Annotated in this window: 13 protein-coding genes; 7 read left to right on the forward strand and 6 right to left on the reverse strand. The window is 72.5% G+C overall.

The annotated features are described in order from the left end of the window. Window positions 1–1,545 (forward strand): alpha/beta hydrolase (locus ACWD0J_RS39725; protein ID WP_451500736.1); only part of this gene is annotated, 1,545 nt, incomplete at its 5' end. Here ACWD0J_RS39725 and hemQ read toward each other — a convergent pair. Together hemQ and hemG are read right to left on the reverse strand one after the other, a co-directional pair. Next, a complete protein-coding gene (gene hemQ / locus ACWD0J_RS39730) occupies window positions 1,546–2,277 on the reverse strand; it encodes a hydrogen peroxide-dependent heme synthase (protein WP_451500737.1) in 732 nt (243 codons plus the stop codon). A gap of 4 nt (window positions 2,278–2,281) precedes the next feature. Next, complete coding sequence (gene hemG, locus ACWD0J_RS39735; RefSeq protein ID WP_451500738.1) at window positions 2,282–3,730, reverse strand: protoporphyrinogen oxidase; 1,449 nt, start codon at window positions 3,728–3,730, stop codon at window positions 2,282–2,284. A 159-nt stretch (window positions 3,731–3,889) separates the two neighbouring features. On the opposite strand from hemG, the gene ACWD0J_RS39740 reads away from it, so the two are divergent. Then, complete coding sequence (locus ACWD0J_RS39740) at window positions 3,890–4,882, forward strand: DUF4349 domain-containing protein (RefSeq protein ID WP_451500739.1); 993 nt, start codon at window positions 3,890–3,892, stop codon at window positions 4,880–4,882. Between the two features lie 71 nt (window positions 4,883–4,953). Further along, window positions 4,954–6,351, forward strand: a complete 1,398-nt coding sequence (locus ACWD0J_RS39745) for an FAD-dependent oxidoreductase (RefSeq protein ID WP_451500740.1) — start codon at window positions 4,954–4,956, stop codon at window positions 6,349–6,351. Window positions 6,352–6,416: 65 nt separating this feature from the next. Here ACWD0J_RS39745 and ACWD0J_RS39750 read toward each other — a convergent pair whose 3' ends face one another. Next, on the reverse strand, window positions 6,417–6,743 hold the full coding sequence (locus tag ACWD0J_RS39750; RefSeq protein ID WP_451500741.1) for a hypothetical protein: 327 nt from the start codon (window positions 6,741–6,743) through the stop codon (window positions 6,417–6,419). Window positions 6,744–6,868: 125 nt separating this feature from the next. Here ACWD0J_RS39750 and ACWD0J_RS39755 point away from each other — a divergent pair, with 125 nt between their 5' ends. After that, window positions 6,869–7,687 (forward strand): rhomboid family intramembrane serine protease, encoded by an 819-nt coding sequence (locus tag ACWD0J_RS39755; RefSeq protein WP_451500742.1) that lies wholly within the window; start codon window positions 6,869–6,871, stop codon window positions 7,685–7,687. A 21-nt stretch (window positions 7,688–7,708) separates the two neighbouring features. Here ACWD0J_RS39755 and hemE read toward each other — a convergent pair whose 3' ends face one another. Beyond that, complete coding sequence (gene hemE, locus ACWD0J_RS39760; protein WP_451500743.1) at window positions 7,709–8,776, reverse strand: uroporphyrinogen decarboxylase; 1,068 nt, start codon at window positions 8,774–8,776, stop codon at window positions 7,709–7,711. A 143-nt stretch (window positions 8,777–8,919) separates the two neighbouring features. Between hemE and ACWD0J_RS39765 the strand changes: the two genes are divergently transcribed. The 3 genes from ACWD0J_RS39765 (at window position 8,920) to ACWD0J_RS39775 (ending at window position 12,002) form a co-directional block, all read left to right on the forward strand. Continuing rightward, complete coding sequence (locus ACWD0J_RS39765) at window positions 8,920–9,597, forward strand: DUF3000 domain-containing protein (protein WP_451500744.1); 678 nt, start codon at window positions 8,920–8,922, stop codon at window positions 9,595–9,597. Between the two features lie 285 nt (window positions 9,598–9,882). Further along, window positions 9,883–10,545, forward strand: a complete 663-nt coding sequence (locus tag ACWD0J_RS39770; RefSeq protein WP_123992183.1) for a response regulator transcription factor — start codon at window positions 9,883–9,885, stop codon at window positions 10,543–10,545. A gap of 167 nt (window positions 10,546–10,712) precedes the next feature. Beyond that, on the forward strand, window positions 10,713–12,002 hold the full coding sequence (locus ACWD0J_RS39775) for an HRDC domain-containing protein (protein ID WP_451500745.1): 1,290 nt from the start codon (window positions 10,713–10,715) through the stop codon (window positions 12,000–12,002). 21 nt (window positions 12,003–12,023) lie between these two features. Here ACWD0J_RS39775 and ACWD0J_RS39780 read toward each other — a convergent pair whose 3' ends face one another. Both ACWD0J_RS39780 and ACWD0J_RS39785 read right to left on the reverse strand, forming a co-directional pair. After that, window positions 12,024–12,851 (reverse strand): carbohydrate ABC transporter permease, encoded by an 828-nt coding sequence (locus ACWD0J_RS39780; RefSeq protein ID WP_451500746.1) that lies wholly within the window; start codon window positions 12,849–12,851, stop codon window positions 12,024–12,026. Beyond that, the coding region (locus tag ACWD0J_RS39785) for a carbohydrate ABC transporter permease (protein ID WP_451500747.1) at window positions 12,848–13,757 on the reverse strand (910 nt) is incomplete at its 5' end. The genes ACWD0J_RS39780 and ACWD0J_RS39785, both read right to left, overlap by 4 nt.

The raw sequence follows: 13,757 nt of genomic DNA on the forward strand, positions 1-13,757 counted from the left end.
AGCAAGGACCCGGCGGCCGAGCTGCGCGGCACGGCGGTGGCCGCCGCGCGCGCCCGGGCGACGGGCATCGGCTTCGGCACGTGCCCGGCCACGGAGGACCTGCCGGGCACGGTGCGGTGCGGCACGGTGTCCGTGCCGCTCGACTACGCCCACCCCGACGGCCGGCAGATCAAGCTGACCGTCAGCCGGGTGCGGGCCACCCGGAAGGACCCGCACCACAGCGAGCGCCGGGTGCCCCGGCAGGGCGCCCTGGTGTTCAATCCGGGCGGGCCGGGCGCGTCCGGCATGTACTTCCCGCTGATCGGCGTGGTCCCCGAGTGGAAGCGGCTGGCGGCGGCGTACGACCTGGTCGGCTACGCCCCGCGCGGGGTGGGCCGTTCCGCGCCCCTGTCCTGCAAGGACCCCCGACAGTTCTTCAAGGCGCCCTCGCCGGCACCGACGCACCCCTCGGAGTCGTACAAGAAGGAACGCGTCGCGCGGGCGCAGGCCTACGCGCGGGGCTGCGCGCGGCGCGCGGGCGACGCGCTGCGCCACTACACCTCCCTCAACAACGCCCGTGACCTGGACGTCCTGCGCGCCGCGCTCGGCGAGCGGAGACTGACGTTCCTGGGCACGTCGTACGGCACGTACTTCGGGGCGCTGTACGCGACCCTGTTCCCCTCGCACGTCCGGCGGATGGTGTTCGACTCGGCGGTGAACCCGGACCCCGAGCAGGTCTGGTACCGCAACAACCTCGACCAGTCGGCCGCGTTCGAGGACCGCTGGGCGGACTTCCGGGAGTGGGCCGCCCGGCATGACGGCGTGTACGGGCTCGGTGACACGGCCGACGAGGTGCTGGACAGCTACGAGAGGGCGGCGGCGCGGCTGGCGGCGGAGCCTGCGGGCGGGAAGGTCGGGCCCGGGCAGTTGCAGGGGGCGTTCCTGTCGGCCGGGTACTACGACGACTACTGGCCGCATCGCGCGCAGGCGCTGTCGGCGTATCTGAAGGGCGACCCGAAGCCGCTGATCGAGCAGGCCGGACCGCATCCGGAGGCGGCGGCCGAGGCGGAGAACGCGCACGCCGTGTACACCGCCGTCGAGTGCAACGACGCGCCCTGGCCGACGGATTGGGAGGTGTGGGACCGGGACAACACCCGGCTCGCGCGCGTCGCGCCCTTCGAGACCTGGGACAACGTGTGGACGAACCTGCCGTGCGCCTACTGGCCGGCGCCCCGGCAGCAGCCCCTCGACGTGCGCACCGGCCCGGGTGAGCTGCCGCCGACCCTGATCCTGGCGGCCGAGCGGGACGCGGCCACGCCGTACCGCGGCGCCCGGGAACTGCACCGGCGGCTGTGGGGCTCGGCGCTGGTCACCGAGCGGGGCGCGGGCACGCACGGTATCGCGTACGGGCCGAACGCCTGCGTCAACGGGCACCTGGACGCGTATCTGCTGGAGGGCGACCTCCCGGTGCGGCGCGCGGACTGCGCGCCGCACCCCGAGCCGAAGCCGGTGCGGCCCGGCGACCGGTCCCCGAAGAAGCCGGCCGCCGCCGCGCTCACCCGCTGATCAGGCGAGGCCCGCGACCAGCTCGGCCACGGACTTGCGGCGCCCGGTGTAGAAGGGCACCTCCTCGCGGACGTGCATCCGGGCCTCCGAGGCGCGCAGGTGGCGCATGAGGTCGACGATGCGGTACAGCTCGTCGGCCTCGAAGGCGAGGATCCACTCGTAGTCGCCGAGGGAGAACGAGGCGACCGTGTTGGCGCGCACGTCCGGGAAGCCGCGGGCCATCTTGCCGTGGTCGGCGAGCATGCGGCGGCGGTCCTCGTCGGGCAGCAGGTACCAGTCGTAGGAGCGCACGAACGGGTAGACGCTGATGTAGTCGCGGGGCGTCTCGTCGGCGAGGAACGCCGGGACGTGCGAGCGGTTGAACTCGGCGGGGCGGTGCAGCGCCATGTTCGACCACACCGGCTCCAGCGCGCGGCCCAGCCTGGTCCGGCGGAAGAGGTTGTACGCCTCCTGGAGCTGGTCGCTGGTCTCCGCGTGCCACCAGATCATGAGGTCGGCGTCGGCGCGCAGGCCGGACACGTCGTAGGTGCCGCGGATCGTCACGTCCTTGGCGGCGAGCTGGTCGAACAGCTCCTGGACCTCGTCGGCGTAACCGGTGCGGTCCTCGGGCAGGACGTCCTTCAGTTTGAAGACCGACCAGAGGGTGTAGCGGATGACCTCGTTCAGGTCCTTGGCCAGCTTGCCCTTGTTCGGGATCCTGCCGGGCTCGGTGGTGGGGGCGTCGTCACTCATGGCCTCATTCTCCCGCTTCGCCGTGCAGGCTCGGCACCGGGTCGGCCGTGAGTTCCCGCACCGCGCCCGGATCGCCGCCGATCTGGTCCACCGCCGCGTACGCGCTCGCGACGCACGCGGGGATGCCGACGCCGTCGTACTGCGCGCCGCACACCGCCAGGCCCGGAAGTCTGCCGACGTGGGCGCGGACGCGGGCCACGCGCGCGTGGTGGCCGACGGGGTACTGGGGCAGGCCGTCGGTCCAGCGGGTGACGCGGGTGTCGACGGGGGCGGCGTCGAGTCCGGTGGCCTCCCGCAGATCGTGGCGCGAGACGTCGACGAGTTCGGCGTCCTCGCGCTGGAGGACCTCCGTCTCGCCGTGCCGGCCGACGGAGGTGCGCAGGACCAGGAGGTCCGGATTCTCGTCGGCGATCCAGCCCCACTTGCGGGAGGCGAAGGTGGACGCCTTGATGGTGCGTCCGTCCACGGGCGGGACCAGGAAGCCGCTGCCCTCGGGGAGCGTGGCGTCCGCGCGGCGGTAGGCGAGGGTGATCAGGGCCATGGAGGCGTACTCGACGCCGGCGAGCTCGGCGGCGGCCTCGGGGGCCTCGGTGCGCAGGAGGGCGGCGGCGGCCGGGGCGGGGACGGCGACGACGACCGCGTCGGCGGTCAGGACGCGCTCACCGGCGACGATCCGCCATCTGCCGGCCGGCTCGCGGCGCAGTTCCGTCACCGGTGTCCGGGTCAGGATCTCGCCCCCGCGCGCCCGCACCGACGCGGCGACCGCGAGCGGAAGGGTGCCGACACCGCCCTCGATGCCCATGAACACCGGGCCGGTCTGCCCGCCGGCCGCCGCCTTCGCCTGGATCTCACGGACGGCCTCGGTCAGGGAGTCGTGGGTCCGGGCGGCCTGGAAGAGCTGCGGGACGGCCGAGCGCATCGAGATGCGGTACGCGTCGCCCGCGTAGACCCCGCCCAGCAGGGGCTCGACGAGGCGGTCGACGACCTCGCGGCCCAGGCGCGCGGCCACGAACTCCCCGACCGCCACGTCGTCGCCGACCTCCGTGCGGGGCAGGTCGGCGTCGCGGGTGATACGGGCGAGGCCGTCCTCGGAGAGCACGCCGGCCAGGGCGGCGGCGGTGCCGGGGACGCCCATCACATGGCCCTTGGGCATGGGGCGCAGGGCGCCGCGGGTCCACAGCGAGGCGGTCGCGGTGGCGGGCGGCCGGAGCCGGTCGCCCAGGCCCACCTCGCGGGCGAGGGCGACGGCCTCGGGGCGGCGGGCGAGCATCGACTCGGCACCGAGGTCGACCCGGGCGCCCGCGATCTCGCCGGGCAGCAGCTTGCCGCCGACGCGGTCGGAGGCCTCCAGCACGGTCACGTCCGCCCCGCGGTCCAGCAGCCGGTGGGCGGCGGCGAGCCCCGCGATCCCGGCTCCGACGACGACGACCCGACCTGCACCCGTTGCGCTCATGTGCCCACTTTCTCAGACCCCACTGACACTCCCGCCGAGGCCCCGGTGTCCTTCACGAGTCCTGACCGTGACCGCATCGGGACCGGGGCGCCCCAACGTTCCGTCCCGGTCCGGCGTCGAAGGAGCGTCAGTCGTCACGACCCCCGGGGGTAGACCCACATGCGCACACGACGTTCCGTACGACCCGGCCGGGCCCTGGCCGGGACTCTGCTGGTCGCGGCCCTCGCACTGACCGGCTGCAACGGCGGCGGTGCTGCCGATTCCGGCGCCATGTCCGAGAAGGGGGCCGCCGCGCAGAGCGACGCCAAGGGAGCCGCCCCCGAGGGCGTCACGGACAGCGGCAGCGGGGCGGGCGGCTCACGGGCGACCGCGCCGCCCAAGGCCGGCACGAGCCGCATCATCCGCACCGCGTCACTGACCGTGCAGGTCAAGGACGTGCCGAAGGCTCTCGGCGAGGCCCGCACCACCATCGAGAACGCGGGCGGCTACGTCGGCGACGAGTCCACCAACCGGGACGACGAGGGCCGCGAGCGCACCCGGGTCGTGCTGCGGGTGCCCGTCGACCGGTACGACGACGTACTCGCCGATCTCCAGGGCGCGGGCAAGCTCCTCGAACGCACCGCGAAGGCGCAGGACGTCACCGACCAGGTCGTCGACGTGGACAGCCGGATCAGGTCGCAGCGCGCCAGCGTGGCGCGGGTGCGTGAACTGATGGACCAGGCGACCAGGCTGAGCGACGTGGTGACGCTGGAGGGGGAGCTGAGCCGGCGGGAGTCCGACCTGGAGGCGCTGATGGCCCAGCAGGCGTCCCTGAAGGACCGCACCAGCCTCGCCACCATCACCCTGTCCCTGTCGGAGACGCCGGTGAAGAAGGCGGTGCCCGAGGACGAGGAACCCGGGTTCGTGGACGCGCTCGCGGGCGGCTGGGACGCGTTCGTGACGATGCTGCGCTGGCTCGCCGTGGCGATCGGCGCGGTGCTCCCGTTCGTCGCGGTGATCGCGCTGATGGTCCTGGTGTGGCTGCGGATCGTACGACCCCGGATGCCGCGCCGGCCGGCCGCCGCGCCCGCGACGACCGCGCCGGGCCCGCTGCCGACGGCCCGGCAGGCGCCCGAGCCCACGCGCCCGCGGCAGGGCGGCGAGGAGAACTGAACCCGCCCGGCAAGCCGGCCGCCCGCACGGGACCGGAACGCCGTCAGTGCCGTCCCCAGTAGCGTGTCCGCATGAGCATGAGCCGTACGAAGCGTGGGGCGGAGCGTCTGGTGGTGATCGGCGGCGACGCCGCGGGGATGTCCGCGGCGTCGCAGGCGCGGCGTCTGAAGGGCCCCGACGAGCTGGAGATCGTGGCGTTCGAGCGGGGCCACTTCACCTCGTACTCGGCGTGCGGCATCCCGTACTGGGTGGGCGGTGACGTCGCCGGGCCGGACGAGCTGATCGCCCGGACGCCCGAGGAGCACCGGGACCGTGACATCGACCTGCGGATGCGTACCGAGGTCACGGAGATCGACGTGGCCGCAGGGCGGGTACGCGCGCGTGCCGTCGATTCCGGCGCCGAGTCCTGGACGTCGTACGACCAGCTGGTGATCGCGACCGGCGCCCGCCCGATCCGGCCGGACCTGCCGGGCGTCGACGCGGCCGGCGTGCACGGTGTGCAGACGCTCGACGACGGCCAGGCGCTCCTCGACACGCTGGCCGGCACGCGTGGCCGGCGCGCGGTGGTGGTCGGCGCGGGCTACATCGGCGTCGAGATGGCCGAGGCGCTCATCAAACGCGGCTACCAGGTGACGGTCGTCAACCGGGGCAGGGAGCCGATGTCGACGCTCGACCCGGACATGGGGCGGCTGGTGCACGAGGCCATGGAGGGTCTGGGCATCACCATGGTGAACGACGCCGAGGTGACCGAACTGCTCACGGGCGACGACGGCCGGGTGCGGGCGGTGGCCACCGAGGACACCGAGTATCCGGCGGACGTGGTGGTGCTCGGCATCGGCGTGCGCCCGGACACCACGCTCGCCGCGGCGGCTGGGCTGCCTCTCGGCGCCCACGGCGGCCTGTTGACGGACCTGGCGATGCGGGTGCGCGGACACGAGAACATCTGGGCCGGCGGCGACTGCGTGGAGGTCCTCGACCTGGTCTCCGGCCAGGACCGGCACATCGCCCTGGGCACGCACGCCAACAAGCACGGCCAGATCATCGGCACGAACGTCGGCGGCGGTTACGCGACCTTCCCGGGGGTGGTCGGCACGGCGGTCAGCAAGGTGTGCGACCTGGAGATCGCCCGCACCGGACTGCGGGAGAAGGACGCCCACCGGGCCGGCCTGCGGTTCGAAGCCGTCACCATCGAGTCCACCAGCCGCGCGGGCTACTACCCGAACGCGTCCTCCATGACGGTGAAGATGCTCGCCGAGCGCCGCACGGGGCGGCTGCTCGGCGTGCAGATCGTGGGCCGTGAGGGCGCGGGCAAGCGGGTCGACATCGCCGCGGTGGCCCTGACGGCCGGGATGACGGTGGACCGGATGACGTCCCTCGACCTGGGCTACGCCCCTCCGTTCTCACCGGTCTGGGACCCGATCCTGGTGGCCGCCCGCAAGGCGGCGAAGGCGGTGGGGCAGCCCGCCTGACAGAGGAGCGGGGCGCTACCGGCCACGGTACGACCGCGGCCCGCGCCCCGCCGGCACCCGCGGCGCTAAGCCGTCCCGTTGATCCGCTCGATGGCCTGCCGTGCCTGGTCCGCCGCAGGCCGCGGCGGCAGCGACGACACCGACGCTCCGCTCGTCATCGTCACCGGCGCCGGCTGCTCCCCCGCCGGCTTCGCGTGCGCGGCGGGCCGCGCGGACCGCAGCCGGTTGCTCACCGCCTCGTCCAGCGTCACCGGCCGCTGCATCTGCGAGGCCAGCCGTCCGGCCTCCTGGCCCAGCCGCGCCACGTCCTCCCAGGGCAGCCGCAGAACCAGCGAGATCTCGGCTTCGCCGTCGGGCAGAGCGTGCATCGGAGGAGTAACTCGGTCGTTCATCGCCTGTTCCTCACGTCGTCCCCGCGACCCGCCTTCCCCGTGCCGCGGGCGGTTGAGGAGACATACGCGCGGGCCGACGGCGGTGTTCACCGATTCGCCGCCCGGATCGCGGGCACATCTACCTTGTGGTCATCCCCGTCCATGATGTGAACCCCGCGCGCCGCACCCCCGTGGTGACCTACGCGCTGGTCGGCGCGAACGTCCTGGTGTTCCTGTTCATGCCCGGCCTGTCCGGTTCCGTGGCGGGCGACAGCAGCCTGGCCCAGCTGTGCCATCTGCAGGCGTTCCTGGACCAGTACGCGGCCGTACCGCAGGAGTTGATCCACCATCGGATGCCGCGGCTCGTGCCCACGGGCGACGTCGGGGTGGGCGCGCAGGGACCGGGCTGTGTGCTGAGCCCGCCGGGCTACGACAAGTCCCCCGAACTGTCCGTCCTCACGGCGATGTTCCTGCACGGCGGCTGGCTGCACCTGCTGGGCAACATGCTGTTCCTGCTGATCTTCGGCAACAACATAGAGGACCGCATGGGGCACGTGCGGTTCGCGCTCTTCTACGGCGTCTGCGGCTACGCCGCGTCGTACGGCTTCGCGCTCCTGAACGCCGACTCGGCCGACCCCCTGATCGGCGCGTCCGGCGCGATCGCGGGCGTCCTGGGCGCCTACCTCGTGCTGTACCCGAAGGCCAGGGTGTGGGTGCTCGTGCCCTTCCTCGTCTTCCTGCCGCTCAGGCTGCCGGCCTGGCTGGTGCTGGGCTTCTGGTTCGTGCTCCAGGCGCTGTACTCGTCCGGCGAGGGCGTGTCCGACGCCGGCACGGTGGCGTACGCGGCCCACGTCGTCGGCTTCCTCGCGGGCATGCTGCTGGCCTGGCCCCTCAAGCCGGGCACGCCCCCGCCGCCGGAGCCGCGCGGCCTGCTGTTCGGCAGGCGGGCGCGGCACGTCTGGTGAGCGGGGACGCGGCCGCCCGGCTCAGCGCGCGGTGTGCGTGTGGACGTGCTCCACGAGCCGGGTCAGCGCGTCCGGGTCGGTGGACGGCATGACGCCGTGGCCGAGGTTGAAGATGTGGCCCTCCAGGTCCGCGGCGGCGTCGAGGACCTCGCGGGTCCTGGTCTCGACGGCCTCGGTGGAGGAGAACAGCACGGTCGGGTCGAGGTTGCCCTGGAGCGCCTTGCCGGGACCGACCCGACGGGCGGCCTCGTCCAGCGGGACCCGCCAGTCGACGCCGACGACATCGGCGCCGGCCTCGCCCATCAGCTTCAGCAGTTCGCCGGTGCCGACCCCGAAGTGGATGCGCGGCACGCCGTACTCCGCGACCGCCCGGAACACCTTGGCGGAGGCGGGCATGACGGAACGCCGGTAGTCGGCGGGGGCGAGCGCGCCGACCCAGGAGTCGAACAGCTGCACGGCGGAGGCGCCGGCCTCGATCTGCACCTTGAGGAACGCGGCCGTGATGTCGGCGAGACGGTCGAGCAGGTCGGCCCAGAGCACGGGGTCGCCGTACATGATCGCCTTGGCGTTCTCGTAGGTACGGGACGGGCCGCCCTCGACGAGGTAGCTGGCGAGCGTGAACGGGGCGCCGGCGAAGCCGATGAGCGGGGTCGGGCCGAGCTCACGGGTCAGCAGGCCGATCGCCTCGGTGACGTAGGAGACGTCCTCGGGGGTCAGGTCACGCAGCCGGTCGAGGTCCGCGCGGGTGCGGATCGGATTCTCGACGACCGGGCCGACGCCGGGCTTGATGTCGAGGTCGATGCCGATGGCCTTGAGCGGGACGACGATGTCGCTGAAGTAGATCGCCGCGTCCACGTGGTGCCGGCGCACCGGCTGGAGGGTGATCTCGGTGACCAGCTCGGGCCGCATGCAGGACTCGAGCATCGGGATGCCCTCGCGGACCTTGCGGTACTCAGGCAGTGAGCGCCCGGCCTGCCGCATGAACCACACCGGCGTGTGCGGCACGGGCTCGCGCCGGCAGGCCTTGAGGAAGGCGGAGTCGTACGTGGCGGTCGGCTGCTTGCCCGAGGGGCGGTCGTTGGCACTCACGACGGCAAGTCTCGCACGGCCCGCGCGGCGGCCGGGCCGGGGTGGGCGGCCGCCGGTGCCGGGAGCGTCCGCGGCAAGCCCGACCCCGCGCAACAGGGTGTCCCTCCCCGCACGAGGCCCCCGTTCCCCTTAATCTTCCCCGCATGGCTGCGGCTCAGGGACGACTGTCGGACGGCGCTGGCGGAATGGACGACGCGAAGGACACCGAGGAGGACATGGGGCATGCGAGCAGGTCGGCCCCGCTGCCCTTCCGGGCGGCCGTGGACGCGCTGAGAGCGGCGCGGCTGCGGCCGCAGATCGAGGTGGAGCCGACGCGCGCGCCGCAGCGGCTGGCACCGCACGCGTACGCGCTGGAGGCCGCGGTCGTCGACGGCGACCAGGATCTGGCCGACGGCCGGCTGGTGCTGCTGCACGATCCGGCCGGGCACGACGCCTGGCGGGGCACCTTCCGGCTGGTGACACTGGTGCGCGCGGAGCTGGAGTCCGAGATGGCCGCCGACCCGCTGCTGCCCGAGGTCTGCTGGTCCTGGCTCACCGGGGCGCTCTCCGCGCGCGGGCTGGCGTTCGGTGAGCCGAGCGGCACGGTCACGCGGGCGAGCTCCCACTACTTCGGCGGCCTGTCCGAACGCCCGGCCGCCAGCCAGATCGAGATCCGTGCCTCCTGGACGCCCCGCGAGGGCCGGGGCGGGGTCCCCGACACCGGGGCGCATCTGGCGTCCTGGTGCGATCTGCTGGCCCAGGTCGCGGGTCTGCCGCCGGCCGGTCCGGGGGACGCCTCGGTGGTGACGCTGCCGCAGCGCCGGGACCCGCAGGCACGCTGAGCACCCCCCTGCGTCCGCTGTCCGCAGGGGCTTTTTCCGTCCTGGCGGACGGTCCGTCACTTTGTCGATACGGCCACTTTCGGCCGCGTATCGACAAAGGACGAAACCGTTCGATCTTCGGGCGATCGATCGCGTGTCCGAATTGCACAGATTGTTACTCACTAGATCGTGATCATTCTCTAAAGGCGGACGGGTTTGATGCCGAAGACGACTGTGACCTTGAAAGCACGGTTCGTCCCGGCTTCCTCCCCACAAGCCGGCCCCGTCCCCCACCCAGGAGGCCTGGTGTCCGTTCTCCTCGAGCAGCCCGCAAGCCTGGTCGCCTACCGCCCGAACAAGCCGACCGCCATGGTGGTCGTGGCCGACCCCCGCGTACGCTCCACCGTCACCCGCCATCTGTGGGCGCTCGGTGTGCGCGACGTGATCGAGGCCTCGTCCGTCGCGGAGGCTCGTCCCCGCATCGGCAACCCCCGCGACATCTGTGTCGCCGACGTCCACCTGCCCGACGGCTCCGGCCTCACCCTCCTGTCCGAGACCCGCGCCGCGGGCTGGCCCAACGGGCTCGCCCTGTCCGCCGCCGACGACATCGGCGCCGTACGCAACGCGCTCGCGGGCGGGGTCAAGGGCTACGTCGTCACCGGCACCCGTACCAACCTCGGCCTCCCCACCCGCCCTGGCGCCGCCCCCATCGGCGCCGCCGCCGCCCGTATGCACCGCCGCCCCCCGGGTGCCCCGAGTCACCCGGGCGGCTACCGCGAACTGTCCGGCCGTGAGGTCGAGGTGCTGCGACTGGTCGCGGAAGGCCAGTCCAACAAGGCGATCGGCGTCTCGATGGGACTGTCCGCACTGACCGTCAAGAGCCACCTCGCCCGGATCGCCCGCAAGCTCGGCACGGGTGACCGCGCCGGGATGGTCGCGGTGGCCCTGCGTACCGGGATCATCCACTGACCCTCGCCCTTCACCGACGTGAACCGGATCGGCCGCTGATCCGTGCCCCCGCATCCCACCCGTCGTGAACCGGATCTTTCACCGGCCTGACTGGTTTACGACCCCCAGGCGCCTGCCACGGAACGTTCCGTCGGCAGGCGCCGTCCATACACGGATACCCTTGACAGGTGACCGACGCCCAAGAGACCGCAGCAGACGTTTCACTGCGAACCACCGGAGGCGCTCCTCCGGACGACGGCGGATCTGCTGCGACGGAGGCGCCGACCCCTTTGCTGGAGCCCCGCGAGGGCATTCCTCCCGTGATCGCCGACGACGAGTCGCTCGCCGAGGTGATCGCCGCCTTCGCCGCCGGCTCCGGCCCCGTCGCCGTCGACGCCGAGCGGGCGTCCGGCTACCGCTACGGACAGCGCGCCTATCTGGTGCAGCTGCGCCGCGAGGGCGCGGGCAGCGCGCTGATCGACCCCGTGGCCTGCCCCGACCTGTCGGGCCTCGGCGCGGCGCTGTCCGGCGTCGAGTGGGTGCTGCACGCCGCCACCCAGGACCTGCCGTGCCTGCGGGAGATAGGCATGGTGCCCACGCGGCTGTTCGACACCGAGCTGGCCGGCCGGCTCGCCGGGTTCCCCCGGGTGGGCCTCGGCGCGATGGTCGAGGGCGTGCTGGGCTTCGTCCTGGAGAAGGGCCACTCGGCCGTCGACTGGTCGACCCGGCCGCTGCCCGAGCCCTGGCTGCGCTACGCGGCACTGGACGTGGAGCTCCTCGTGGACCTGCGGGACGCGCTGGAGAAGGAGCTGGACCGGCAGGGCAAGCTGGAGTGGGCGCAGCAGGAGTTCGACGCGATCGCCTCGGCCCCGCCGCCGGAGCCGCGCAAGGATCCGTGGCGCCGCACCTCCGGGATGCACAAGGTGCGGCGGCGCCGGCAGCTCGCGGTGGTGCGTGAGCTGTGGGAGACGCGGGACCGGATCGCCCAGCGGCGGGACGTGTCGCCGGGCAAGGTGCTGTCGGACACCGCCATCGTCGAGGCCGCGCTCGCCGTGCCGGCCACCGTGCACGCGCTCGCCGCGCTGAACGGGTTCGGGCACCGCATGGGGCGGCGGCAGCTGGAGCAGTGGCAGGCGGCTGTCGACCGGGCGAAGGCCCTCAGCGACGCGCAGTTGCCGCAGCCGGGGCAGCAGGTGACGGGACCGCCGCCGCCGCGGGCCTGGGCCGACAAGGACCCGGAGGCCGCGGCGCGGCTGACGGCGGCGCGGGCGGCGGTGTCCGCGCTGGCCGAGCAGCTGAACATGCCGCAGGAGAACCTGATCGCGCCGGACTCCGTGCGGCGGGTCTGCTGGGAGCCGCCCAACGTTGTCAGCGCGGAGACGGTGGAGGCTGCCCTCGCGGGGTACGGGGCCCGGCCGTGGCAGGTGGAGCAGGTGACGCCGGTGCTGGTGGCCGCGCTGTCCGCCGGCACCCCCTGACCCTGGCGGGGGGCCGGCCCCTCACCTGGTCGCACCTCTCGTGAACCCGTTGTAGATGAACCGCTGCAGGCTCAGGAAGACGATCAGCGTCGGCAGGATCACCAGGACCGCTCCTGCCGAGATCGTCTCCCAGTGGGCGGCGTAGGGGCCCTTGAAGCGGAACAGGGACGTCGAGATCACGCCAAGATCCTCTGAGGGCATGTAGAGGAAGGGAATGTAGAAGTCGTTGTAGACGGTGATGCCCTTCACGATCACGACGGTCGCGATCGCCGGTCTGAGCAGGGGGAAGATGACCTTGCGGTAGATCGTGAAGGAGTTGGCGCCGTCGAGGCGGGCCGCCTCGTCCAGGGAGATCGGGATGGACCGGACGAACTGCAGGAAGATGTAGATCGAGACGATGTCCGTGCCCATGTAGAGGGCGATCGGCGCCCACAGCGAGTCGAACATCCCGAAACTGTTCACGATCTGGAACGTCGCCACCTGGGTGGTCACCCCGGGGACCAGCGCGGCGACCAGGAACAGCGCGACCACCAGCTTCTTGAAGCGGAAGGTGAAGCGGTCGATCGCGTACGCGGTCATCGAGCCGATGAGGACCGTGCCGCCGATGGAGAAGAGCAGGATGACAGCGGTGTTGCCGAACGCCGACAGCATCTCGCCGTCCCGGAACGCCGACGCGTAGTTGTGGAAGTTGAGCAGGTTGCCGGGGAGCGAGAGCGCTCCGCCGTCCGCCATCTCCTGCTCGGTCTTGAGGGACGTCAGCAGGACGACACCGAGCGGCAGCAGCACCGCGAGGGTCGCGGCGACCAGGGAGAGATACACGAGCGTGCGGGCCACGGCACGGCGTGTCATACGAGGTCCACCTTGTCGTCGGGGACGAGGCGCCGCTGTATCCAGGTCACCAGCAGGATGATCAGCAGCAGCACGATCGCGGCCGCCGAGGCGAGCCCCGTCTTGTTGAACCGGAAGGCCAGGTTCAGCGTCTGGATCACGAAGGTCTCGGTGCCGGTCGCCCCGCCGGTCATGATGTACGGGATCTCGAAGGCCGACAGCGAACCGGAGATCGACAGGATCACCGTCAGGGTGACCACGGGTTTGATGCCGGGCGCGATGATGTACCGGAACTGGTGCCAGCGGTTGGCCCCGTCCAGTTCCGCGGCCTCGTACAGCTCCCCCGGGATGGACTGGATGGCGCCGAGGAACAGAACGAAGTTCACGCCCATGTAGCGCCAGACCGAGACGCCGGCCAGCGAGGTGTTCGCGGAGACCGGGGTGCCGAGCCAGGCGTGGTCGGAGTGGTGTCCGAAGAGGCTCAGCACCGAGTCGAGGGTGCCGCCGTCCTGGAAGAAGTAGAGGAAGACGAAGCCGATCGCCACCCCGTTGATCAGGTACGGGAAGAAGAGCACGCCCTTGAAGAAGTTCCGGAAGCGGATGTTGAAGCTGAGGATCGTCGCGAAGTAGAGCGCGGCGACGATCTGGACGACGGAGCCGGCGAGGTAGTAGCCGCTGACGAAGAAGACCCGGAAGAGGTCTTCCCGGGTGAAGATCTCCGTGTAGTTGCCGGCGCCGGTGTAGCGCAGGTCGGGACTCACCCCGTCCCAGTCGGTGAGGCTGTACGCGGCCATGTTGGCGATCGGCGCGTAGGTGAAGGTGATCAGCAGGGCGAGCGGGGCGATCAGGAAGAGCCAGGGGGTCACCCCCCGCCACAGGCGCGTCCGGCGCGGGGCGGGGGCCGGGGCCGGGACGGTGGTCGCCGTC

The organism is Streptomyces sp. NPDC003011 (assembly GCF_053591515.1).

Bases quoted from the DNA above. Each gene is read 5' to 3' on its own strand.
- hemQ (WP_451500737.1), bottom strand. From the start codon at position 2,277: ATGAGTGACGACGCCCCCACCACCGAGCCCGGCAGGATCCCGAACAAG.
- hemG (WP_451500738.1), bottom strand. From the start codon at position 3,730: ATGAGCGCAACGGGTGCAGGTCGGGTCGTCGTCGTCGGAGCCGGGATC.
- ACWD0J_RS39740 (WP_451500739.1), top strand. From the start codon at position 3,890: ATGCGCACACGACGTTCCGTACGACCCGGCCGGGCCCTGGCCGGGACT.
- ACWD0J_RS39745 (WP_451500740.1), top strand. From the start codon at position 4,954: ATGAGCATGAGCCGTACGAAGCGTGGGGCGGAGCGTCTGGTGGTGATC.
- ACWD0J_RS39750 (WP_451500741.1), bottom strand. From the start codon at position 6,743: ATGAACGACCGAGTTACTCCTCCGATGCACGCTCTGCCCGACGGCGAA.
- ACWD0J_RS39765 (WP_451500744.1), top strand. From the start codon at position 8,920: ATGGCTGCGGCTCAGGGACGACTGTCGGACGGCGCTGGCGGAATGGAC.
- ACWD0J_RS39780 (WP_451500746.1), bottom strand. From the start codon at position 12,851: ATGACACGCCGTGCCGTGGCCCGCACGCTCGTGTATCTCTCCCTGGTC.